The following is a 20,389-nucleotide window of genomic DNA, read 5'->3' on the forward strand; positions in this document are numbered from 1 at the left end:
TATGTTCACTTCAAAAACAACTTGTGGTTTCTATGACGCGTCTATTAGCGCCTGGATGCCGGATGACGTGGTTGAAATCTCTACTGAGCGGCATGCTGAGTTGCTGGCGGGGCAATCTGAAGGAAAGGTTATTACTTGGGGTGATGATGGATACCCGGTGCTAGCTGATCCACCACTACCAACTAATGAAGAGTTGTCTGCTATCGAGCGGGCTTGGCGTGATCAGCAACTATCTGAAACGGATGGTGTAGTGGCACGTCACCGCGATGAGTTGGAGGAGGGGATTGCAACCACTCTTTCAGCAGATCAGTACACGGAGCTTCAGACTTATCGTCGAGCGCTCCGTAACTGGCCGGAGGCAGGTGAGTTCCCGCTGAGTGAACATCGTCCTCCAGCGCCGTTGTGGCTGGCCGAACAACTCCAATAAACGCCCCGCACCGCCGGGGCGTTTTCTTATCCGCAACGCAATACACAACACCCAACAGCCCCACTCGCCTGGGGCTTTCTCGTATCTGGAGAGACTGAAATGGCAGAACGCCAAAGCTACACCGTGCTCCTTCCGTTCCCCACCGGCGGCGGCCACTGGTCGAGTGTCGACCAACAACTCGAACTGCTCGATGTCGAGGCCAGTGCCTTGCGTGCCGCCGGCCGCCTGGAACTGACCAGCGTCCTCGCGGCGCGCCAACCGGCCGACGCGGCCACCCCAACCACCAAGGCCGTGAAGGCCGCTGCCAAGAAGGCTGAATAACCATGGCTGAGGTTCTGAACTTCGAGCACAACGGCATTACCGTGAATGCCACCGAATCCCCCGAGGCCATGGGCGGCCTGGGCGATAACGTCATCGGCCTGGTCGGCACCGCGCCGAAGGCCGACCCGCTGATCCCGCGTAACGCGCCGTTCCGTATCAACAGCTTCACCACCCAGGCGCTGCTCGACCCGACCGGTGCCGAGGAAGGCACCCTGTATCACGCGGTGTACCAGATTCTCAAAGTGGTCAAGGTGCCGGTGTACGTGGTGATCGTGGAGGCGGGCGCGACCCCGGCCGACACCGTCAACAACGTGATCGGCGGCGTCGATGCCACCACCGGCCGCAAGCTCGGCCTGGCCGCGCTGAGCGGTGTCCCGGAAGACCTGACCATCATCGGCGCGCCGGGCTTCACCGGCACCAAGGCGGTGGCCAGCGAGTTCGCCTCGTTCGGCAAGCGCATCAAGGCCCGTGTGGTGCTCGACGGCAAGGACGCCGCGGTCGCCGACCAAGTGACCTACAGCCAGGAACTGGGTGGCGCCGACCTGGGCTTCGACCGTTGCCTGGTGGTGCACAACATGCCGGCCGTGTACTCCAAGGCGGCGAAGAAGAACGTGTTCCTCGCGCCGTCGAGCCTGGCCATCGCCGCGCTGGCCAAGGTCAAGCAGTGGGAGAGCCCGGGCAACCAGGTGACCTACGCCGAAGACGTGTCGCGGACCGTGGAATACAACATCCTCGACACCTCGACCGAGGGCGACCTGCTCAACCGCTACGGTGTCAGCTACTACGCCCGTACCGTGCTCGGCGGCTTCTCGCTGCTGGGTAACCGCTCGATCACCGGCAAGTTCATCAGCTACGTCGGCCTGGAAGACGCCATCAGCCGCAAGCTGGTCAAGGCCGGGCAGAAAGCCATGGCCAAGAATCTGACCAAGTCGTTCATGGACCAGGAGGTCAAGCGCATCAACGACTGGCTGCAGACCCTGGTCGCCGACGAAACCATCCCCGGCGGCAGTGTGTACCTGCACCCCGAGCTGAACAGCGTCGAGAAGTACAAGAACGGCACCTGGTACGTGGTCATCGACTACGGCCGCTACGCGCCGAACGAACACATGGTTTATCAACTCAACGCCCGCGATGAAATCATCGAGCAGTTCCTGGAGGACGTTCTCTAATGTTTACCAACCGCGTAAGACAGGCCATCGCGGCCACCCTGCAAGGCCTGCCGTTGTCGGCGACCGTGGAAGAGTTCACCCCGCCGAAGATCGAATTCGAGATGGAGGCGATGACCGGCGGGCGCTTTATCGCAGAAGAAATGGCCAAGAGCGGCAAGGCCCTGACCGCCACTCTCAAGCTGCAGGGGCTGGGGCCGGAAATCATGCTGGCGCTGGGGGTCAAGCTGGGCGACGACATCCTGCTCAATGTCCGCGAGGCAGGCCAGGACCAGGACGGCAAGACCTGGTTCACCTACCACACCGTGGGCGGCAAGCTGAAGTCCCTGGCCGAAACGGCCATGAAGATGAATGAAAAACCGACCACCACCTTCGAGCTCGCGTGCCGTACCTACAACCGTATCGAGAACGGCGTGCCGGTGATCGACATCGATGTGCGGACCCAGAAGTTCGTGCTCAGCGGCGTCGACATTCTCGGCGACGCCCGTCGCGCGGTCCTGATGCCGTAACCCGCAACACTCTCCCCTGTAGGAGCGAGCTTGCTCGCGATGGCGGCCGTACAGCCAACATCGCAGTCGCTGGCCATCTCCTGTCGCGAGCACGCTCGCTCCTACCCGTTACCAAGGAATTCATTCATGTCCTGGACGCCTCCGATCCATGCCTTGCTGTGCCCGATCACTGCCGACGACGAGTCGCGGATCGCGCAGATTCAGCTCAGGCCATTGTTTTATGCCGCGCAGAAAGAGGCCCTGGCCCGTGCCGGCGACGACGAGGACGATCAGTTCTTCGAGCTGGCCAAGCTGGCCACCGGCCTGTCGGCCAACGAGCTCGACCAGCTCAAGCGCCCGGACTACGTGAGCATCGCTCAGTACGTCCACGACATGTCGACGCGCCCGGCTGCGTATTTCCTCCAGCCAGGCGCCGCGCCTGAAACGGCGCACGACACCCCCGACGATGCACAGGCCGGCCCGGACCAGGTGAACCTGCTGTTGCCGCTCGATGTGGCGGGGCAGCGCCTGACGTCCCTGACCCTGGAGATGCCCGCGCTGCGAGCGACCAAGGTGATGCAGAAGCTCAAGACCGCCAAGGAGCGCGCGGAGTTCATCACCGCGCACTGCACCGGCCTGATGCTTCCCGACCTGGCGCTGCTGAGCGTGCCTGACTGGACGCAGCTGCAAGAGCGTATCGACGATTTTTTAAACAAACCGGCGGACTTCTTTCGCAGCGCGACATCGAAGTGATCCTCGATGTGGTGCCGCTCATTTACTCGGTGAGTGAAGCGGAAATCCTCGAGTGGGACGCCGGCAAGGCCTTGCGCCGCTACGACATCGCGATCACTCGCCTTGGCGTGAAACAGGAGTAGAGCGGGATGGCGAACAATCAGTTTGCAATCAGGAATGCCGCGATGGAACCGGCCCGGCCAGTGGGTGCCGAAGCCGGGTCGCCGGGTGGCTTGACGGTGCCCATGGCCAGCCCGGGCACGATCGGGTTGTCGTCGAGCGGGTTGATCCAGGCGTTGCAGACGGCCAGCCTCGATATCCGCCTGCTGACCACGGCGGTGGACGCGTTGAAGCTGGCCGTGTCGCAGCAACGCCCCTTGCAAGGGGCAAGCGCTGGCGGGGCCAAGGCCGACGCGAGCGGCGCAGCAAAGGCCACGGACAAGGCCGCAGGCGCTGGGCAACTGGCTGACCTGCTCAAGCCGGCTGTGGCGATGGAGGCGGCCATGGCCGATCTGGGGCGGGTGGTCTACCTCCCCGGGAATGAACGCGCGGACCTGACCGAGGCCAATTATCGGATGGCACGCGTGCCCGGGATTGCCGCCGGCGCAACCACCGCGGTCGATCTGGCGAAGGTCGAGTACATCGGCGCCAAGGCTGGCATCGAGAACGATAAGGGCATGTCTCGGCGGCTGACATTGCAGACCTTCGCCGCCGACGTCGGGCTTACGGCCACCGCGTTCAAGATGCCCGCCAAGGATGTCGGGGACATGCTGGCCGGTTGGCGTACGTCGATGAACCTGGATCGCTCCCAAACGCTCGATCTGGCCGATGCGACCCATTACCTCGGCAAGCGTCCGGGAGAGGCAGAGGCCGCCGATATCGGTGCCATCCTGCAACGGCACGGCGCCGCCGCCACGTCGGCGGGGCTGGCCCCGGAGCAGGCGGCGGCGCTCACCGCCGCGCTGCTCAACACTGGTACGGCAAAAGCCGATGCCGGAGGCGCGCTGAAGAACATTGCCGCGGCACTGGCCAAGGACGGACCGAAGTCCGAGGCGCAACGCGAGGCCTGGCAGCGGCTGGAGATCGACCCGCTGAAACTGGCTGCGCCCGAGGCGTTGACCAAGGTCCTGACGGCGTTGCAGGCCCCGACGGTGTCGGCGGGCGAGCGTTCGGCGCTGGCCAGCACGCTGTTCGGCAGCGGGGACGAAGCGGCGTTGCGCCTGTCCCAGCAACTGCCCGAACTGCGGAGCGCGCTGGCGCAGGTGGCGGACAAAAAGCAGTACGCCAGCTCGGAACTGGGCGACAAGGGCTCGGTGCGCCAATCGGCATCGACCCAGGCGGCTACCTTCGACGCCCGCGTGAACCGGATGAACGCCTCCTTCGGCGCCGCGCTGGCGCCGGTCACCGAGGGCGCGATGGCCCCCGTCGGTGGGGTAATCGATGGCTTGAGCTCCCTGGCCGAAGAGTTTCCGAAGCTCGCCGCGGGCCTGGCATTGGCCGGGGCGGCCATTGCGCCGGTGGTAGGGCGCCTGCTCAAGTCGGTGCTGGACGAGGTCTTCACCCAGGTGGCGAAGAAGCTCCTGAGCCTGGCGGCGCCCAGCTTGCCCTCCAGCCTCGGCAAACTGTTCAGCGAAGGCGGGGGTTGCTGCGGCGGCTCTCCGGGCGCGGGCCAAACGCGCGGCCCCAACAGGAAAGAGCGCAGGCAACGCGACAGGCAAGAAAGGAAAGAGCGGCAGAAAAGCCCGGCCAATACGGCCCGGCCGGCTAAAAAGGCCGTCGCTGCCAACGCCGCTCCGCGCGCCGGGCTGCTGTCGCGCATGGGCCGTGGCCTGGGTAGCGGCTTCGCCGGCGTGCGTTCAGTGGCCGGGCGCGTGGTCAGAAAACCGCTCAATCTGCTCAGGGCAGGGGTGAATGTGTTCAAGGGGCTGCGCAACCGCGACCCCAAGGCCATCGGCTCCGGCCTGGGTACCTTGGGCGGCTCCTGGGCCGGCAGCGCTTCCGGTGCTGCGTTGGGGGCCGCCCTGGGCAGCGTCGTGCCGATCCTCGGGACGGCGGTCGGCGGGCTGGTGGGCGGGGCCATCGGCGGATGGCTGGGCAGCGAGGCAGGCGACCGGTTGGGGAAAGAGGCCGGTGGATACTTGGGAGGCCAGCCGGTGGACCGTTTGAAAGCGCCGGATGAAGTGAGCAAGAGCCTCATGGCCAACTCGGCCACCAGCCAGCAAGTCACCTTGGCTCCGGTCATCAATATCTATGGCCAGGATCAGGCCAGCTCCAGGCAACTGGTGGACATGGTGGTCCAGCAAATGCAGGTGCAGATCATGCCCCTGATGATGAGCAACCCGCTCGCGGTACGCCGCGGCGCGGCCCTGACCGATGGAGTGGCGTGATGCGACAGCAGATGGCATTGGGCAGTTTCATTTTCGGCCTGTCCACCGGGTTCGCCTACGATCGGCTAGAACGCAAGACGGACGGTGGCTGGGCCAGTATCGACATCATCACCAGCAAGCCGAAATCGCAGCAGGCCGGGCAGAAACTGGAAACGCTGCAGATCAGTGGCAAGTCGATGTACGCCACCGGCATGGCGCGCCTGGATGAACTGCGTGAGTTGCAGGCCGCCCGTGTGCCGCTGCCGCTGGTGGATGGCATCGGCCGTAACTGGGGGCGCTGGCGCGTCAACCTGGTGACGGAGGTTCAGACCTCCATCATCGATGACGGTACGGCGCTGGTGATCAACTGGACCATTAACCTCGAGGAGTTCGTCAATGCGTAGGGTTCGCAGTATTGCCGGCGATTCGGTCAACCTGCTGCTCTACCGCGAGGTGGGGCGTTCCGACGACGGGATCGAAGAGGCGCTCTGGCGCCTGAACCCGCTTTTGGCCGAGCAGGGCCCGCTGCTACCGGCGGGCGTCTGGGTGGTCGTGCCCGAGATCGAGTCCCGGCCGGTGGCCGCGACCCCGGTCTCGGCCTGGGACTAAGGAGGCGCTATGACCCTGGGATTCACCCCGAGCATTGAGCTCTACGGCGCCAATGCCGCGCGCTTCAACGAACGGCTGATCGCCTGGACGCACATCGACGCGGCGGGCATCGAATCCGACCAGCTGATGCTGACCCTGGACATCGACGGCCTGGAAGGGCTTCCCGAGCTGGGGGGCAACGTCGGCCTGCGGGTGGGGTATCTGGAGTCGGGGCTGGTCGACCGTGGCGAGTTCGTCATCACCCGACGCACGCCCAACCTGTTTCCTCCGCGCCTGACGCTGGTGGCCACGGCGGCGCCGTTCAAAGTGGCGGACGCGAGCGGCTTCAAACAGCGCCGCTCCACCAGCCACGGCCCGACGACCCTCGGCGCGCTGTTTCGCCAGCTGACCTCCCGGCATGGTTTTTCGCCCCGGGTGGCCGCCGAGCTGGATTCGATACCGATCACCCATGTCGATCAGTCCAACGAGACCGACATGGGCTTTTTGACGCGCCTTGCCCGTTCGTACGATGCCGTCACCAAGCCGATCAACGAGATGTATGTGCTGGCGCTGCGCGGGCAGGCGAAATCGCTCTCCGGGAAAATCCTTTCGCCGGTGCGCTTGAGCGTCACCCGGGACAACCGCCCGGGGGATCCGGCATTCATCTCGGCCAGCATCGACGAGAACGGCCGGGCCAAGCACAAAGGCTGCAAGGTCAGCTGGTGGGATTCGGCCGCCGGCAAGGAGCGCGTGGTCAGTGTGGGCCAGGCCCCTTTCCAGACCCTGCGCCAGCGTTACCCGGGAGAGGCCGAGGCGCGCAGCGCGGCCCAGGGCGCGATGCGCCGGATCGAACGCGAAGCGATCAAGCTCAAGCTCGACTGCCCCGGCGATCCGGCCCTGTCGGCCGAGGGGCTGGTATGGCTGGACAACAGCTGGCCGGCTTTCATGCAGGGCACCTGGTCGATCGACAAGGTGACGGCCAGCGGCAGTCGCGAGAAAAACTATCGCTGCATGATCGAAGCCACCTGCCTGGAACAGCAACCCTGATTGCCCGGTGCCGCCCGGCATCGGCTCGTTCGCTTCCTGCTTCTCTGCGGCTGTGCCCTCTGCCCCGGACGGTCGCTCCCGCGCCTGACGGTTTTCCCATTCACTCCGCCCTGGAGCCTCTTCATGAAGATCACTCCGATCCTCACGCAACTGCGCGATCACTGCCCCGGCCTGGCCAATCAGGTGGCGGTCGGCCTCGATCTCGCCCTGCTGCAAAGCAACACCGCCTTGCCCACGCCCAGCGCCCATGTGACGTCGAGCGCCGACCTGGCCAGCCCCGGCACGGCGCAGAACGCCACTGGCCAGGCCATTCGCGATCGCCTCGAAATCATCCTGGTGCTGGACGCCGGCGATGCCCGGCGGGCGCTGGATCAGCTCGACGACGTACGGAGCGAGTTGTGGCGGGCGCTGGTGGGGTTCAAGCCGGGGCCGGACTACAGCCCGATCGAATACGACGGCGGCGAACTGGTTTCGCTCACCGCCACGCGCTTGTTCTACCGCCTGCGCTTTTTCGCCGGGTTCCAGCTGGGCCGCAACCTGGCCAGCCAGCCGGCGGAAACCTGGCACGAGCGCGAACTGGACGGCTTGCCGTCCTTGACCGGGGTCACGGTGCGGGTCGATGCCATCGACCCGGCGGACCCCAACCTGAAATACCCGGGGCCCGACGGGCGCCTGGAACTGACTTTCTCTGGAGACGTAACCCAATGAGCAACCGCATCACTGTGCTGCCGGCCGCGGGCCGCGCCGTGCCGGACCCCGAAGCCGGCGATCTGCTGCCCCTCGAAGGCCGTGAAGTCGCGGACAGCGCCTGGTGGCGCCGGCGTCTGGCCGACGGCGATATCACCCTCAAGGCCGCGAAGGCGGCGAAACCACAAGGAGCCAAATAATGGCGATCGGATTCAGCAATATCCCGGCGGACATTCGTGTGCCGCTGTTCTACGCCGAGATGGACAATTCGGCGGCCAATAGCGCTTCTTCGGCCATGCGCCGGCTGATCGTGGCCCAGGTCAACGACAACGTGGCGCCGGCCGAGGTCGGCCAGCTGGTGCTGGTCTCCAGCGTTGCGCTGGCCAAGAGCATTGGCGGCCAGGGTTCGATGCTCGCGTCGATGTACGAGACCTGGCGCAAGACCGACCCGATCGGCGAGATCTGGTGCCTGCCGCTGCACAACGTCGAAGGCAGCGTGGCCAAGGCCGAGCTGAAGTTCACCGGAACCGCCAGCGCCAGCGGCCTGCTCAACCTGTATATCGGCGGCGTGCGGGTCCAGGCGGCCATCGTCAATGCCGCCACCGCGGCCCAGGCGGCCAGCGCGCTGGCCCTGAAGATCAACGCTGCCGCCGACCTGCCGGTGAGCGCTGCCGCGGTCGAAGGCACCCTGACCCTGACCGCCAAATGGACCGGCGACAGCGCCAACGACATCAGCCTGCAACTCAACCGCCTGGGCAAGAGCAATGGCGAAGAGACCCCGGCCGGCTTGAGCGTGACCGTCGGCAAGATGGCTGGCGGTACCGGCGTGCCGGATCAGGTCGCCGCGCTGGCGGCCCTGGGCGACGAGCCGTTCGAGTTCATCGGCATGCCGTGGACCGACACCGCGACCCTCAACACCTGGCAAGCCGTCATGGATGACAGCACCGGCCGTTGGTCCTGGGCCAAGCAACTGTTCGGCCATGTCTACAGCGCCAAGCGCGGCACCGTCGGCACCCTGGTGGCGGCCGGCCAGGCGCGCAACGACCAGCACATCACCATCCAGGCCCTGGAGCCGGGCGTACCGCAACCGTTCTGGGTGCAGGCCGCGGCCCTGGCCGCGCGGACTTCGGTGTTCATCTCCGCCGATGCCAGCCGTCCGACCCAGAGCGGCAGCCTGCCGGGCGTCGATCCGGCGCCGGCCAGCGAGCGTTTCACCCTGACCGAGCGTCAGTCGCTGCTCAGCTACGGCATCGCCACCGCCTACTACGAAGGCGGTTACGTGCGCATCCAGCGTTCGATCACCACCTACCAGAAGAACGCCTACGGCCAGGCCGACAACTCCTACCTGGACAGCGAAACCCTGCACCAGTCGGCGTTCATCGTGCGTCGCCTGCAAAGCGTGATCACCAGCAAGTACGGGCGCCACAAGCTGGCCGCCGACGGCACCCGCTTCGGCGCCGGCCAGCCGATCGTCACCCCGAGCACAATTCGCGGTGAGCTGATCGCCCAGTACGCCAAGCTCGAACTGGAAGGCCACGTGGAGAACGCCGAGCTGTTCGCCGAGCACCTGATCGTCGAGCGCGACAGCCAGGATCCGAGCCGGGTCAACGTGCTGTTCCCGCCGGACTACATCAACGGCCTGCGGGTGTTCGCGCTGCTCAACCAATTCCGTCTGCAGTACGACGCGGCGGCCTGAGCCGAGCCTGTTTGACTGCGCTTTTCCAGCCCGCCTCGCGCGGGCTCATTTTTTTGGGAGATACACCATGGGGCAACTGATTGCAGGCACCTGCTACGTCAAAGTGGACGGCGCTCAACTGACCATCAACGGCGGCTGCGAAGCGCCGCTGATGTCCGTGAAGCGGGAAACCGTCGTGCCGGGTTTCTACAAGGAAACCGATATCGCGCCGTCGTTCAAGGTCACCGCGCTGCACACCGCCGACTTCCCGCTCAAGCAACTGGTCGCCGGTTCCGACATGACCGTCACCTGCGAATTCAACAACGGCAAGGTCTACGTCCTGGCCGGCGCCTACCTGGTGGAAGAGCCGGTATCCAAGGGCGACGACGCGAGCATCGAACTGAAATTCGAGGGCATCAAGGGGACCTGGCAATGAGCGATAGCGTAAAGCTGCGTGTGGCCATCGAGGCCCACGGCGAACCGCTGGCCGAGCTGACCCTGCGCCGCCCGACGGTGCAGGAAGTGCGGGCGATCAAGGCGCTGCCGTACAAGATCGACAAGAGCGAAGAAGTCAGCCTCGACATGGACGTCGCGGCCAAGTACATCGCGGTCTGCGCCGGCATCCCGCCATCCTCGGTCAACCAGCTGGACCTGGCCGACCTCAACGCCCTGAGCTGGGCGGTGGCGAGTTTTTTCATGAGTGCGGCATCGGCGCCATCAGCGACCTGATCGCGGTTGCCTATGACCTGGCCTGGTTCTGGAAGGTTGACCCCGAACAGATGATGGCCAGGCCACTGGATGTGCTCCGGGAATCCCTGGAGCACGCGCAACGGATCAATGCGATGCAGCAGGTGCAGTGATGGCGAAAAAAACGAATAAAGCAAAGCCGGTGAAGGCTTCCAAAGCCGAAGAAACTCCAACACCGCAAACGCTTGAAAACGGGCCGACTGTCGAAGCCTCGAGCGACATGGCAGCGGTCGCCAAAGGCGCAGAAAAACTGGACAAGGAAGTCTCAGGCATTCGCGCAAAGATCGCGGCCTTCAAAAAGGACCTGGCGGACAATGGCCTCGACAAGCTGAACTTTTCCAGCCTCATGGAAGGCACCGGGTTGGTGGGGCCGTTCGTGAAGGGCATCAGGTCGGCAGTGAAGGCCGAGGATGAGCTGGTTGCGGCGAATCTCAAGGCGCAAAGGCTTGAGGTGCCGGATGTGGTTCGAGGGAATACGGCCACCAACCTCCACAATTTCAGTGCGTCGCTGGATGCCGTTTCTCTGAAAGTCGGGCAGGCACTGCTGCCTGCGGTCAACAAAGTGGTCGTCGAGCTGCAGCCACTGCTGACCTCTGTCGGGCAGTTCGTCGCGAATAACCCGGCGTTGGTCGAGGGGTTGGCCGCTGCTGCGGTGGCATTTACCGTCGTGACTTCGGCGGCAACGGCGATGGCGGTCGTATTGGCTGCGTTGTCCTCTCCGGTCGGTCTGGTGGCTGCTGGAATAGCCTTGGCGGTGGGGTTGATCGTTGCCAACTGGGCACCGCTTTCAGGCTTTTTCAGGAAACTGTGGCAGAACATCCGACCGGTCCTTATTCCCATGGCGGATTTCTTCAAGACGTTGTTCGCGTTCACTCCAATGGGGCAGATCGCGAGCAACTGGGGGCCTGTCAGCGGTGCCTTGAGGGACATCTTCGCAGCGATTAAAGCGGTGGCCGGTGGCGTCATCGAGGTATTGAAATTCACCTTCAGCCTCACGCCGATGGGCGCGATCGTAGCGAATTGGGCGCCGATCTCGACGTTCCTGGCAGGGCTTTGGCAAACCATCAAAACGGCCGCGGCGCCATTGATCGCGTTTTTCCAGGAGTTGTTTTCCTGGACACCTATCGCCTTGATTGCCGCCAACTGGGGGCCGTTGACGGGTTTGTTCTCGGCCATCTGGCGCTTGCTCCAGGCCCTGGCCGTGCCCGTGGCGGAGTTTCTGCGGGGTATTTTTGCGTGGACGCCCATCCCGCTGATCATTGCCAACTGGGGACCGATCACCGAGTTCTTCGCCAGCGTCTGGAATGCCATCAAAGTGTCGGCGATGGCCATGTATACCGTGCTCAGCGAGATATTCGGCTGGACCCCGTTGTTTCAGATCATCAAGAACTGGGAACCGATCACCGAGTGGTTCTCTGCGTGGTGGCAGAAGCTCAAGGCGATCATCGAGCCGATCAAGGAGCTGCTGGGCGGAAGTTTTGGCGGTTTCATCACCCAGATCACCGGCAAAGTGGAAAGCCTGACCGAGCATCAGCTCAGGACCAATGAGCAGGACAGGGGGGCCTTGGCCCCGGCGTTCTTCGGTGCTGATGAGGACGCCGATCAGGTGTCGGGCGCGTTGCCTGGCAAGCGGCCCCAAACCGTGTCTCTTGCACCCGGTGGCCTGCAACAAAACTCCAGCTTGCTGCTGCAACAGACCGCCGCCAACAACCGCACGCAATTGCAGGGCGGCTTGACGGTGAGCTTCGAGAACGCTCCGGCCGGCCTGCGCACCAGCGCGCCGCAGATCAACCAGCCTGGCGTGGCGCTGTCGTCGCGTGTCGGCTACCGCTCCCTTTCCCTAGGAGGTTCCAATGAGCTGGCGTGATCGTTTGTTGCCGGCGTCGTTTCGTGGCGTCGGGTTCTGGGTCGACCAGGCGAAAACCCCGGTCGGCCACAAGGGCCAGTTGCACGAGTACCCGCAGCGCGACCTGCCGTTCTACGAGAACCTCGGCCGGCAGGCGCGGACCCACGACCTGACCGCGTTCATCGTCGGCGCCGACTGCCTGGAGCGGCGCGACCAACTGCTCAAGGCGCTGGAGGAGGGCAGCGGCGAGCTGGTGCATCCGTGGCTGGGGCGCTTGCAGGTCAAGGTCGGCGAATGCGAAATGACCCAGAGCCGCCAGGACGGCGGCCTGGTGACTTTCGCCCTGAAGTTCTACCCCGACCAGCCGCTGCAATTCCCCAGCGCCACGGTCAATACCCGGCAGCTGTTGCTGGTGTCGTCCGACAGCCTTATCGGCTCGGCGGTACGCCGCTTCGAAGAGGCCATGACCCTGGTCAAGGCCGCGCGGATCGGCATCGCCGACCTGCGCAACAGCCTCAAGGAGGTCTACGCGACCATCGAGCAGGAGCTCAAGCCGCTGCTCGACACCTACCGCGACCTCAACCTGCTGGTGCGGGCGATCAAGGACTTGCCCAAGGAAGTCAGCGCCGAGTTCAAGGGTTTGCTGGGGGACATCAAGGACCTCAAGGACTATGCGCGCAACGGCTACCGCGGTGTGCTGGCCAATGTCTCGCAGCAGGTGGAGGCGGTGAAGAAGATCGACACGCCGAAACTCACCACCGGCAAGGACACCACCGCCGCGGCGCAAGCCATGGCGGACCTGGTGCAGGATGCCGTCCTGGTGCGGATCGCCCAGGCGGTGGCGTCGCTGCCGGTGGCGACGCCGGCGGTCAAGCTCGGCAGTACGCCGTCCCTGGCCAAGCAGGCGATCCAGCCGGTAACCCGCGCGGAAGTGCCAGTGGCCGACGAGGTGCTGGCGCTGCGCAACGCGATCAACGAGGCCATCTGGCAGGCGGCGGAAAAAGCCGACGCGGTGCATTACGAGGTGCTCAACGGCCTGCGCCAGCTGGTTTACGGCCACCTCACCGCGGTGGCTTCGTCCGGTGTGCGGCTGGTGGTGAAGAACCCGATGCAGAGCCTGCCGACAGTGGTGCTCGCCTATCGCCTCTTCGGCGACGCCACCCGGGCGGCCGAGGTGCAGCAGCGCAACGGTGTGGTTCACCCCGGGTTCCTGCCGCCGACCAACGTCAAAGTGGCGGGGGAGTAGCCCATGAGCAACTTCGATAACCGTGTGCTGTTGACGGTGGACGGCCAGGATTACGGCGGCTGGAAAAGCGTGGAAATCAGCGCCGACCTGGAGCGCCAGTTCCGTACCTTCAAGCTCGACGTGACCTGGCAATGGCCGGGGCAGACCCTCGATCAGCGCATTCGCCCCGGCGCCAAGTGCCAGGTGCGGATCGGCGCCGACCTGCTGCTCAGCGGCCATGTGTTCAAGGCGCCGATCAGCTACGACGGCCGGCAGATCGGCCTGAGCATCGAGGGCAGTTCCCTGACCCAGGACCTGGTGGATTGCGCGGCGATCAACCAGCCCGGGCAGTGGCGCGAACAGAGCCTGCTGAAAATCGTCCAGGCCCTGGCTGCGTCCTATGGTGTCGGGGTGGTCAGCGAGATCGCCGAAACCACGCGCTTGAGCAGCCACAGCATCGTGCCCGGGGAAACCGTGTTCCAGTCCATCGACCGCTTGTTGACGCTGTTCCGAGTGTTCTCCACCGACGACGCCGAAGGCCGGGTGCTGCTGGCCCGGCCGGGCAGCGGCGGGCGCGCGGTGGATGCGCTGGAGCTGGGCAAGAATATTCTTTCGGCCAGTGCGCCGATGGATTTCAGCCAGGTGTTTTCCGAGTACCGGGTGATCGGCCAGCACAAGGGCAGCAACGAGAAAAGCGGCGCGGCGGTCAGCGAGGTGGCGGGCGTGGCCAGCGACAGCACCGCCAAGCGCAAGCGGGTCACGGTGATCAGCGAACCGTCGCAACTGACCCAGGAACTGGCCCAGCAACGGGCCGACTGGGAAAGCGCGATTCGCGCTGGCAAGGCCCTGACCAGCACTTACAAGGTGCAGGGCTGGCGCCAGAGCAACGGCGAGCTGTGGCGCCACAACACCCTGGTCCGGGTGATCGACCCGGTGCTGGGGTTCGACCAGGACCTGCTGATTTCCAAGGTCACCTACTCGCTCTCCGAACAGGGCTCGGTCACCACCCTGCAAGTGGCGCCGCCCCATACCTTCGACGCCAGTCCCGTGCCGGCCAAAACCTAAAACCCCCGGTACTGCAGGAGCGAGATTGCTCGCGATGGGGGCGACGCGGTGTGCCTGCAAGGCCGCTATCGCGAGCAAGCTCGCTCCTACACAGGGGGCAAGGAAAAAACCATGAGCCTACTGACACGCCTGTTGGCGCGCGGCACCGTCGTGCTCGCCAACTCGGCCAACAAACTGCAATCGCTGCAAATGCGCCTGACCGCCGGCGAAGTGAACGACGACATGGAGCACTTCGAGCCCTATGGTTTCACCAGCAACCCGCTGGCCGGCGCCGAAGGCATTGCCACCTTCCTCGGTGGCGATCGCTCCCATGCCATCGTGCTGGTGGTCGCCGACCGCCGCTATCGCCTCAAGGCCCTGGCCCCCGGCGAAGTGGCGATCTACACCGACGAGGGCGACAAGATCCATTTCAAGCGCGGGCGGATCATCGACATCGAGACCGGCACCCTGAATATCCGCGCCAGCGGCGCGGTGAATATCGACACCCCGACCCTGACCCAGACCGGCAAGATCGTCTCCCAGGGCGACCAGGTCGCTGCGGGCATCAGCCAGATCAAACACGTGCATGCCGGCGTGCAGCCGGGTAGCGGCCAGACCGGCGCGCCGGCGGGAGGGCAATGATGTTTGTCAGCCAAGACCTGCACCGCGCCCTGACCCGCGCCGTGCTGATCAGCCTGTTCACCTGGCGCCGCGCGGCGGACGACGACCGGCTCGACGACGAAGAGCGTTTTGGCTGGTGGGGCGACAGTTTCCCCACGGTGGCCGACGACCGCATCGGCTCGCGGCTGTGGCTGCTGCGCCGGGTCAAGCTCACCCGCCAGACCCAGCTCGACGCCGAGTTCTATGCCCGTGAGGCCCTGCAATGGCTGATCGACGACGGCCATTGCAGCGCGGTCGAGATCCTCAGCGAGCGTCTCGACGACCAGCGCCTGAACCTGCGCACGTCCCTGGTCCTGGCCAACGGCGAGCGCCTGGACATCAACCCTGATAACAGTTGGCAGGTGACCTATGCCCTTTGAAACCCCTTCGCTGCCGGTGCTGATCAAGCGCACCCAAAGCGACCTGGCCAGCGATGCGCTGCGCCAGTCCGATGCGCAAGTGCTGGCCCGCGCCCTGGGCGGCGCCGCCTATGGCCTCTACGGCTACCTGGACTGGATCGCCGACCAGATCCTGCCGGACAAGGCCGACGAGTCGACCCTGGAGCGTATTGCCGCGCTGCGTCTCAACCAGCCTCGCAAGGCAGCCCAGGCGGCCAGCGGCTCGGTGAGTTTCACCGCCGCGGCAGGCGCGGTGCTGGACGTCGATACCCTGCTGCAGGCCAGCGACGGGCGCAGCTACAAAGTCACCGCCGCGCGCACCGCCAGCGCCGGCAGCAACAGCACCACGGTCCAGGCCCTCGACGCCGGCACCCTGGGCAATGCCGAGGCCGGCCTGAACCTGATTCCGGTGCAACCGATCCAGGGCATCGGCAACAGCTTCACCGTGCTCGCGCCGGGCCTCGCCGGCGGCATCGCCGCGGAAAGCCTGGAATCGCTGCGCGCGAGGGTGATCCGCTCCTACCGGATCATCCCCCACGGCGGCTCGGCCCAGGATTATGAAACCTGGGCGCTGGAGGTGCCGGGGATTACCCGGGCGTGGTGCCGCGGCAGTTACCTGGGGCCCGGGACGGTTGGTCTGTTCGTCATGCGTGATGGCGACGCGAATCCTGTACCCAACCCGGAGCAGTTGGCCGATGTGAAAGCCCATATTGAGCCGCTACGGCCCGTGACCGCCGAGTTGTATGTAATGGCCCCCGTCCGGCAGCCGGTGTTCTACAGCATTCGCCCGGTACCGGATACGAGCACCGTACGTGCGGCCATCCAGGCCCAGTTGATCGATCTGCATAGCCGAGAGGCCGGCTTGGGCGAGACGTTGCTGTTGACGCATATCGCCGAAGCGATCAGCGGATCGACGGGTGAGACCGATCACAAACTGCTAGCTCCCGTCGCCGATGTGGTCGCCGGTCCCAATCAGTTGCTGACGTTTGGGGGGATCGCATGGCTATAGCCCACACCGCCGACGAATACCTCCAGCAACTGCGAGGCCTGCTGCCCATCGGCCCGGCCTGGTCGCTGGAGATGGCCCCCGAGATTGACCGAATTCTGGCCGGGGTCGCCATTGAGTTCTCTCGGCTCGATGCCCGGGCGGTGGATCTGCAGAATGAAATGGACCCTTCCGGCGTCAGCGAACTCGTCCCTGACTGGGAGGCAATCATGGGGTTGCCGGATCCTTGCCTGGGGCTGAACCCAGCGTTTGAAGATCGTCGTTTGGCGGTACGCCGAAGACTCGTCGAGGTGGGCGGGCAGAGTCGAGCCTATTTCATCGACGTAGCGCTCAGTCAGGGCTACCCGAACGCAACCATTAGCGAACATCGAGCGCCCCGGATGGGGCGTTCTCGTTTTGGCACCGCGCGTTTCGGTACCTGGTTGGCGCAGTTCATGTGGACGCTGAACACCGGCGGCCGGCAACGACAGGGTCGCAGGTTCGGCGCGAGTTACTGGGGGGAGCGATTTGGCTCCAACCCAGGCGACGCGTTGGAGTGTCAGATTCGTCAGAAAACGCCCGCACACACAATGGTTCTTTTTAATTATGACTGAGGGGTAAGAACGTGGATTTTCCGAAAAGTGTTCCCAGCGTAGGGCTGGTAAATGGCCAGTTTGTTGATGAAAACCCGCTGACAGGTACTCCGGGCTCGTTAATCCCTTCCGCCTGGGGTAATGCCGTCACGCTGGAAGTACTCAACGCGATCATCGATTCGGGACAAGTGCCAGCGGAGACAGATGTCACACAGCTTTCGAAGGCTATTAAAACGGCAGCAGAGGCTTACGGTATCGGTTCGACGGACGGCGGCCCGCAAGCAGATAACGCAGATGCACTGGTGGCAACAGGTGTCTATAGCGTCGGGGCAACTTGGGGCGGGTCTATTTTTCCTGGTACTGATCCGAACAACCAAGGATCGATTTTTCACCGTAGTTCGTTTGAAAATACGTGGTACGAGGTGCAGTTGTTTCAATCCATGACAGCTGACACGTTGGCCTTTCGCAGGAAAACGGCCAATGCCTGGCAGCCGTGGAAAGTTCTTATTCACTCCGGCAACTTGCCTTTGGCAACGACGACGGCACCCGGTGTAGTCAGGTTTGCAACGCAATCCGAAGTAACGGGTGGAGCTGACAATAATTCGACAGTCACGCCGCTGACACTCAAGAATCGTTTCGATGCGTTGTTGGCCAGTGCCACTACGACGGTTGCTGGGATTTTACGAATCGCAACTCAAGCCGAAGTTACTGCAGGTGCTGACAATAACTCGGCAGTAACCCCGCTAACCCTCAAGAACAGACTCGCTGCAGTGGTGGTGGGCGCCACAACGACGATTGCCGGGGTGCTGAGAATATCAACCAATAGTGAAGTCATTGCCGGGACTGATATCAGCAGTGCCGTCACGCCTGGAACCCTTGCCGCAAAGTTGAATACGGTTCTTGTTGGGGCTACCGAGTCTGTGGCGGGCTTTATAAAAATTGCCACTAATGATGTGATGGCTGGGCTAAGTAATAACTCTGATGCGGTTACCGTCGCGAAGTTAAGGCTCGGTTTTTCTTTGTTGGGCGCTACCAATGGTTATATCGTCCTTCCCATATGGTTGGGGGGGCTTATCTTTCAATGGGGAGAGACGGCCCATACGGGTTCTGACAGCAAAACTGCCAGCCTGCCTATAGCGTTTCCCAACGGTGTGATGAAGGCTGTTGGCGGAACGTTCGCCAATGCGTCGGTTGCGCCCCAAGGCATTGTCAAAACAGTTAGCTTGAATCAAATAACTACCTATTCCACGGGCGGCTATAACGTTTCGTGGTTTGCAATTGGTTGGTAAGTTTATAAAGGGATTGATATGTCAAGGTTATATAGTAAGTCCACCGGGAATCTTTATCTTCCCGGTGTCAATAAAGATATTCCGGCTGATGCAGTGGCAATAACCGATGAACTGGTGTTGTCGGTCATCGGTAACCCCGCGCCAGGGAAAGTTCGCGATCACGACGAAAACGGGCTTCCTTTTCTGGTGGATGCTCCGCCGCCTACCATCGAACAGCGTGCAACGGTTGAGCGCGAATGGCGCGACGAGCAGTTGCTAGCCACTGATGGCTTTATCAATCGGCACCGTGACGAGGTAGAGGTCGCTGGCGAAACGACGTTCACTGGCGAGCAATACAGAGAGTTGCAGGTTTATCGCCAGAGGCTTCGCGACTGGCCGGAAACTGCAGTGTTTCCTGATCGTGCCGAACGCCCAACGGCTCCCGGCTGGTTGCTGGAACAGCTCAACGAGTAGGAGGCATTCGACGATGCAACTTGCAGAACAGTTGCTGCAGATCCTCCCTAACGCCCGCCCTCAAGCGGGCGTTTTTGCTCCAGCTCTCAACGCGGCCATGAGTCATCGGCAGATCAATACGCCCAAGCGCATGGCTGCCTTTCTCGCGCAGATCGGGCATGAGTCTGGCCAGCTGCGCTACGTGCGTGAGATCTGGGGGCCGACCCCCGCACAGATAAAGTACGAAGGCCGTGCGGACCTGGGTAACACTGCAGTTGGAGATGGCTTCAAGTACCGCGGCCGCGGCCTGATCCAGGTTACCGGCCGCAACAATTATCGCCAGTGCAGCCTCGGGCTATTCGGCGACGAACGCCTGCTGGCGCTGCCTGAACTGCTGGAGCAGCCGCAGTGGGCCGCCGAATCGGCCGCCTGGTTCTGGCAGCATAATGGCTTGAACGAGCTGGCCGACCGCGACCAGTTCAACAGCATTACGCGCCGCATCAACGGTGGCCTGAATGGGCTGGAGGATCGCCTGCAACTCTGGGCGCGGGCGCGGGAGGTGTTATGTCCGTGAGCCCTCTGTCTTCCCGGGCCTTGATAGTGCTCGTGTCGCTGGCGGTGGTAGCGGCTGTCTCGGCGACGCTGGCCTGGCGGATTCAGGATTGGCGCCTTGGCCGGCAGTTGGCGGAGCAGGCCAGGCTGCACGAAGAAGCCCTGGGCCGGCTGAGCCTGGCGGCCGCGGCCCGGCAGCAGGACGCGCAAGACAAACGCCTGGCCCTGGAGCAACAGTTGCAGGCCAGCGATCAAACCCACTCTCGAGCCTTGAGCGATGCCCAACGTGATCAAGGTCGCTTGCGCGACCGCCTTGCCACTGCTGATCTGCGCCTGTCGGTCCTCCTCGATGCCCGAGATGCCGGCGGTGCTGTGCCTGCCACCGCCACCACCGGCGGCCTGGTTCATGGAGCCGCGCGAGCCCGACTTGACCCGGCGCATGCTCAACGAATTGTCGGCATCACCGGCGACGGCGACCGGGGACTGATCGCCCTGCAAGCCTGCCAGGCCTACGTCAGGGCGCTGGGCCGCTAAACATTTTGATCCGCTGTGTGCCTTGCAAGCGCGTTCCGCTCGTGTACGGTAAGTCCTCCGCCAGCCCGATCAGGAGAGGACTGTGAACGAAATCACCCAGCTTGCCGCTGAACTAGGCAGACGCTTGCAGGTTCTGAATGCCCACGTCACCACCGCCGAGTCTTGCACCGGCGGCGGAATTGCCGAGGCCATTACCCGGATTCCCGGGAGCTCGGCCTGGTTCGAGGCGGGTTACGTGACCTATTCCAATGGTCAGAAGACCCGACAGCTGGGAGTCCCACAAACGCTTTTTGCCTCCGTCGGGGCGGTCAGCCGCGAGGTGGTCGAGGCAATGGTGCGCGGTGCGCAAAGCGAAAGCCTGGCGCGTTTTGCCGTGGCGGTCAGCGGAGTGGCCGGCCCGGACGGCGGCTCGCCGCAAAAACCGGTGGGCACCGTGTGGCTGGCCTGGGGCGTCGGCGAGACCCTGACGAGCGAGTGCCGACACTTCGCCGGGAATCGGGACGACGTTCGCCGACAAACGGTGAAGGCCGCGCTAGAGGGCTTGCTGCAACATGCCGCGGCAGAAATCTCAAAACAGGGGTAGGCGA

Annotated in this window: 26 protein-coding genes; all 26 read left to right on the forward strand. The window is 63.9% G+C overall.

The features are described 5' to 3' along the window. Position 1 precedes the first annotated feature (1 nt). Positions 2-427, forward strand: a complete 426-nt coding sequence (locus BTN82_RS05510) for a tail fiber assembly protein (protein WP_075118156.1) — start codon at positions 2-4, stop codon at positions 425-427. A gap of 99 nt (positions 428-526) precedes the next feature. Further along, positions 527-748: a hypothetical protein gene (locus tag BTN82_RS05515; RefSeq protein ID WP_075118157.1), complete on the forward strand. Its 222-nt coding sequence runs from the start codon at positions 527-529 to the stop codon at positions 746-748. Between the two features lie 2 nt (positions 749-750). Next, complete coding sequence (locus tag BTN82_RS05520) at positions 751-1,917, forward strand: phage tail protein (RefSeq protein ID WP_075118158.1); 1,167 nt, start codon at positions 751-753, stop codon at positions 1,915-1,917. Beyond that, positions 1,917-2,423, forward strand: a complete 507-nt coding sequence (locus BTN82_RS05525; protein ID WP_075118159.1) for a phage major tail tube protein — start codon at positions 1,917-1,919, stop codon at positions 2,421-2,423. Before BTN82_RS05520 ends, BTN82_RS05525 begins: the two co-directional genes overlap by 1 nt. A 126-nt stretch (positions 2,424-2,549) precedes the next feature. After that, the gene (locus BTN82_RS05530) at positions 2,550-3,155 is read left to right on the forward strand and encodes a phage tail assembly protein (protein WP_075118160.1); all 606 of its coding nucleotides are present in this window, start codon (positions 2,550-2,552) and stop codon (positions 3,153-3,155) included. Positions 3,156-3,283: 128 nt separating this feature from the next. Then, positions 3,284-5,521, forward strand: a complete 2,238-nt coding sequence (locus BTN82_RS05535) for a phage tail tape measure protein (RefSeq protein WP_075118161.1) — start codon at positions 3,284-3,286, stop codon at positions 5,519-5,521. Next, positions 5,521-5,904 carry a phage tail protein gene (locus BTN82_RS05540; RefSeq protein WP_075118162.1) on the forward strand — a complete coding sequence of 128 codons (384 nt, stop codon included), beginning with the start codon at positions 5,521-5,523 and terminating at the stop codon, positions 5,902-5,904. The genes BTN82_RS05535 and BTN82_RS05540 overlap by 1 nt, the downstream gene beginning before the upstream one ends. Further along, positions 5,897-6,109: a tail protein X gene (locus BTN82_RS05545; protein ID WP_075118163.1), complete on the forward strand. Its 213-nt coding sequence runs from the start codon at positions 5,897-5,899 to the stop codon at positions 6,107-6,109. Before BTN82_RS05540 ends, BTN82_RS05545 begins: the two co-directional genes overlap by 8 nt. 9 nt (positions 6,110-6,118) lie before the next feature. Continuing rightward, on the forward strand, positions 6,119-7,135 hold the full coding sequence (locus tag BTN82_RS05550) for a contractile injection system protein, VgrG/Pvc8 family (RefSeq protein WP_075118164.1): 1,017 nt from the start codon (positions 6,119-6,121) through the stop codon (positions 7,133-7,135). A gap of 123 nt (positions 7,136-7,258) precedes the next feature. Continuing rightward, on the forward strand, positions 7,259-7,843 hold the full coding sequence (locus tag BTN82_RS05555; RefSeq protein ID WP_075118165.1) for a hypothetical protein: 585 nt from the start codon (positions 7,259-7,261) through the stop codon (positions 7,841-7,843). Further along, positions 7,840-8,022: a DUF2635 domain-containing protein gene (locus tag BTN82_RS05560; protein WP_044461504.1), complete on the forward strand. Its 183-nt coding sequence runs from the start codon at positions 7,840-7,842 to the stop codon at positions 8,020-8,022. Before BTN82_RS05555 ends, BTN82_RS05560 begins: the two co-directional genes overlap by 4 nt. Continuing rightward, a complete protein-coding gene (locus BTN82_RS05565; RefSeq protein WP_075118166.1) occupies positions 8,022-9,518 on the forward strand; it encodes a phage tail sheath subtilisin-like domain-containing protein in 1,497 nt (498 codons plus the stop codon). The genes BTN82_RS05560 and BTN82_RS05565 overlap by 1 nt, the downstream gene beginning before the upstream one ends. Before the next feature lie 67 nt (positions 9,519-9,585). Then, positions 9,586-9,933: a phage tail tube protein gene (locus BTN82_RS05570; RefSeq protein ID WP_075118167.1), complete on the forward strand. Its 348-nt coding sequence runs from the start codon at positions 9,586-9,588 to the stop codon at positions 9,931-9,933. Continuing rightward, complete coding sequence (locus tag BTN82_RS05575; RefSeq protein ID WP_075118168.1) at positions 9,930-10,226, forward strand: phage tail assembly protein; 297 nt, start codon at positions 9,930-9,932, stop codon at positions 10,224-10,226. The genes BTN82_RS05570 and BTN82_RS05575 overlap by 4 nt, the downstream gene beginning before the upstream one ends. Positions 10,227-10,356: 130 nt before the next feature. Beyond that, positions 10,357-12,111 carry a phage tail protein gene (locus tag BTN82_RS05580; protein WP_261792934.1) on the forward strand — a complete coding sequence of 585 codons (1,755 nt, stop codon included), beginning with the start codon at positions 10,357-10,359 and terminating at the stop codon, positions 12,109-12,111. After that, positions 12,098-13,336, forward strand: coding sequence for a DNA circularization protein (locus BTN82_RS05585; protein ID WP_075118169.1), 1,239 nt, complete (start codon positions 12,098-12,100; stop codon positions 13,334-13,336). Before BTN82_RS05580 ends, BTN82_RS05585 begins: the two co-directional genes overlap by 14 nt. Before the next feature lie 3 nt (positions 13,337-13,339). Further along, positions 13,340-14,380 carry a phage baseplate assembly protein gene (locus tag BTN82_RS05590; protein WP_075118170.1) on the forward strand — a complete coding sequence of 347 codons (1,041 nt, stop codon included), beginning with the start codon at positions 13,340-13,342 and terminating at the stop codon, positions 14,378-14,380. A 111-nt stretch (positions 14,381-14,491) separates the two neighbouring features. Beyond that, on the forward strand, positions 14,492-15,001 hold the full coding sequence (locus BTN82_RS05595) for a phage baseplate assembly protein V (RefSeq protein WP_075118171.1): 510 nt from the start codon (positions 14,492-14,494) through the stop codon (positions 14,999-15,001). Beyond that, a complete protein-coding gene (locus BTN82_RS05600; RefSeq protein ID WP_075118172.1) occupies positions 15,001-15,399 on the forward strand; it encodes a phage GP46 family protein in 399 nt (132 codons plus the stop codon). Before BTN82_RS05595 ends, BTN82_RS05600 begins: the two co-directional genes overlap by 1 nt. Then, complete coding sequence (locus BTN82_RS05605) at positions 15,389-16,426, forward strand: baseplate J/gp47 family protein (protein ID WP_075118173.1); 1,038 nt, start codon at positions 15,389-15,391, stop codon at positions 16,424-16,426. The genes BTN82_RS05600 and BTN82_RS05605 overlap by 11 nt, the downstream gene beginning before the upstream one ends. Continuing rightward, complete coding sequence (locus BTN82_RS05610; RefSeq protein ID WP_075118174.1) at positions 16,417-17,016, forward strand: YmfQ family protein; 600 nt, start codon at positions 16,417-16,419, stop codon at positions 17,014-17,016. Before BTN82_RS05605 ends, BTN82_RS05610 begins: the two co-directional genes overlap by 10 nt. An 11-nt stretch (positions 17,017-17,027) precedes the next feature. Continuing rightward, the gene (locus BTN82_RS31445) at positions 17,028-18,284 is read left to right on the forward strand and encodes a hypothetical protein (protein ID WP_261792935.1); all 1,257 of its coding nucleotides are present in this window, start codon (positions 17,028-17,030) and stop codon (positions 18,282-18,284) included. Positions 18,285-18,302: 18 nt separating this feature from the next. Next, positions 18,303-18,737, forward strand: a complete 435-nt coding sequence (locus BTN82_RS31450) for a phage tail assembly chaperone (RefSeq protein ID WP_075118175.1) — start codon at positions 18,303-18,305, stop codon at positions 18,735-18,737. A 13-nt stretch (positions 18,738-18,750) separates the two neighbouring features. After that, positions 18,751-19,290: a glycoside hydrolase family 19 protein gene (locus BTN82_RS05625; protein WP_075118176.1), complete on the forward strand. Its 540-nt coding sequence runs from the start codon at positions 18,751-18,753 to the stop codon at positions 19,288-19,290. After that, positions 19,281-19,802, forward strand: a complete 522-nt coding sequence (locus BTN82_RS05630) for a lysis system i-spanin subunit Rz (protein WP_075118177.1) — start codon at positions 19,281-19,283, stop codon at positions 19,800-19,802. The genes BTN82_RS05625 and BTN82_RS05630 overlap by 10 nt, the downstream gene beginning before the upstream one ends. Positions 19,803-19,884: 82 nt before the next feature. Beyond that, on the forward strand, positions 19,885-20,385 hold the full coding sequence (locus BTN82_RS05635) for a CinA family protein (protein WP_075118178.1): 501 nt from the start codon (positions 19,885-19,887) through the stop codon (positions 20,383-20,385). Positions 20,386-20,389 lie beyond the last annotated feature (4 nt).

This window comes from Pseudomonas chlororaphis (genome assembly GCF_001921865.1).
Lineage (GTDB): Bacteria > Pseudomonadota > Gammaproteobacteria > Pseudomonadales > Pseudomonadaceae > Aquipseudomonas > Aquipseudomonas chlororaphis_D.

Excerpts from the sequence above, each read along its gene's own strand:
- BTN82_RS05510 (WP_075118156.1), top strand. The coding sequence starts at position 2 with ATGTTCACTTCAAAAACAACTTGTGGTTTCTATGACGCGTCTATTAGC.
- BTN82_RS05515 (WP_075118157.1), top strand. The coding sequence starts at position 527 with ATGGCAGAACGCCAAAGCTACACCGTGCTCCTTCCGTTCCCCACCGGC.
- BTN82_RS05520 (WP_075118158.1), top strand. The coding sequence starts at position 751 with ATGGCTGAGGTTCTGAACTTCGAGCACAACGGCATTACCGTGAATGCC.
- BTN82_RS05525 (WP_075118159.1), top strand. The coding sequence starts at position 1,917 with ATGTTTACCAACCGCGTAAGACAGGCCATCGCGGCCACCCTGCAAGGC.
- BTN82_RS05530 (WP_075118160.1), top strand. The coding sequence starts at position 2,550 with ATGTCCTGGACGCCTCCGATCCATGCCTTGCTGTGCCCGATCACTGCC.
- BTN82_RS05535 (WP_075118161.1), top strand. The coding sequence starts at position 3,284 with ATGGCGAACAATCAGTTTGCAATCAGGAATGCCGCGATGGAACCGGCC.
- BTN82_RS05540 (WP_075118162.1), top strand. The coding sequence starts at position 5,521 with ATGCGACAGCAGATGGCATTGGGCAGTTTCATTTTCGGCCTGTCCACC.
- BTN82_RS05545 (WP_075118163.1), top strand. The coding sequence starts at position 5,897 with ATGCGTAGGGTTCGCAGTATTGCCGGCGATTCGGTCAACCTGCTGCTC.
- BTN82_RS05550 (WP_075118164.1), top strand. The coding sequence starts at position 6,119 with ATGACCCTGGGATTCACCCCGAGCATTGAGCTCTACGGCGCCAATGCC.
- BTN82_RS05555 (WP_075118165.1), top strand. The coding sequence starts at position 7,259 with ATGAAGATCACTCCGATCCTCACGCAACTGCGCGATCACTGCCCCGGC.
- BTN82_RS05560 (WP_044461504.1), top strand. The coding sequence starts at position 7,840 with ATGAGCAACCGCATCACTGTGCTGCCGGCCGCGGGCCGCGCCGTGCCG.
- BTN82_RS05565 (WP_075118166.1), top strand. The coding sequence starts at position 8,022 with ATGGCGATCGGATTCAGCAATATCCCGGCGGACATTCGTGTGCCGCTG.
- BTN82_RS05570 (WP_075118167.1), top strand. The coding sequence starts at position 9,586 with ATGGGGCAACTGATTGCAGGCACCTGCTACGTCAAAGTGGACGGCGCT.
- BTN82_RS05575 (WP_075118168.1), top strand. The coding sequence starts at position 9,930 with ATGAGCGATAGCGTAAAGCTGCGTGTGGCCATCGAGGCCCACGGCGAA.
- BTN82_RS05580 (WP_261792934.1), top strand. The coding sequence starts at position 10,357 with ATGGCGAAAAAAACGAATAAAGCAAAGCCGGTGAAGGCTTCCAAAGCC.
- BTN82_RS05585 (WP_075118169.1), top strand. The coding sequence starts at position 12,098 with ATGAGCTGGCGTGATCGTTTGTTGCCGGCGTCGTTTCGTGGCGTCGGG.
- BTN82_RS05590 (WP_075118170.1), top strand. The coding sequence starts at position 13,340 with ATGAGCAACTTCGATAACCGTGTGCTGTTGACGGTGGACGGCCAGGAT.
- BTN82_RS05595 (WP_075118171.1), top strand. The coding sequence starts at position 14,492 with ATGAGCCTACTGACACGCCTGTTGGCGCGCGGCACCGTCGTGCTCGCC.
- BTN82_RS05600 (WP_075118172.1), top strand. The coding sequence starts at position 15,001 with ATGTTTGTCAGCCAAGACCTGCACCGCGCCCTGACCCGCGCCGTGCTG.
- BTN82_RS05605 (WP_075118173.1), top strand. The coding sequence starts at position 15,389 with ATGCCCTTTGAAACCCCTTCGCTGCCGGTGCTGATCAAGCGCACCCAA.
- BTN82_RS05610 (WP_075118174.1), top strand. The coding sequence starts at position 16,417 with ATGGCTATAGCCCACACCGCCGACGAATACCTCCAGCAACTGCGAGGC.
- BTN82_RS31450 (WP_075118175.1), top strand. The coding sequence starts at position 18,303 with ATGTCAAGGTTATATAGTAAGTCCACCGGGAATCTTTATCTTCCCGGT.
- BTN82_RS05625 (WP_075118176.1), top strand. The coding sequence starts at position 18,751 with ATGCAACTTGCAGAACAGTTGCTGCAGATCCTCCCTAACGCCCGCCCT.
- BTN82_RS05630 (WP_075118177.1), top strand. The coding sequence starts at position 19,281 with ATGTCCGTGAGCCCTCTGTCTTCCCGGGCCTTGATAGTGCTCGTGTCG.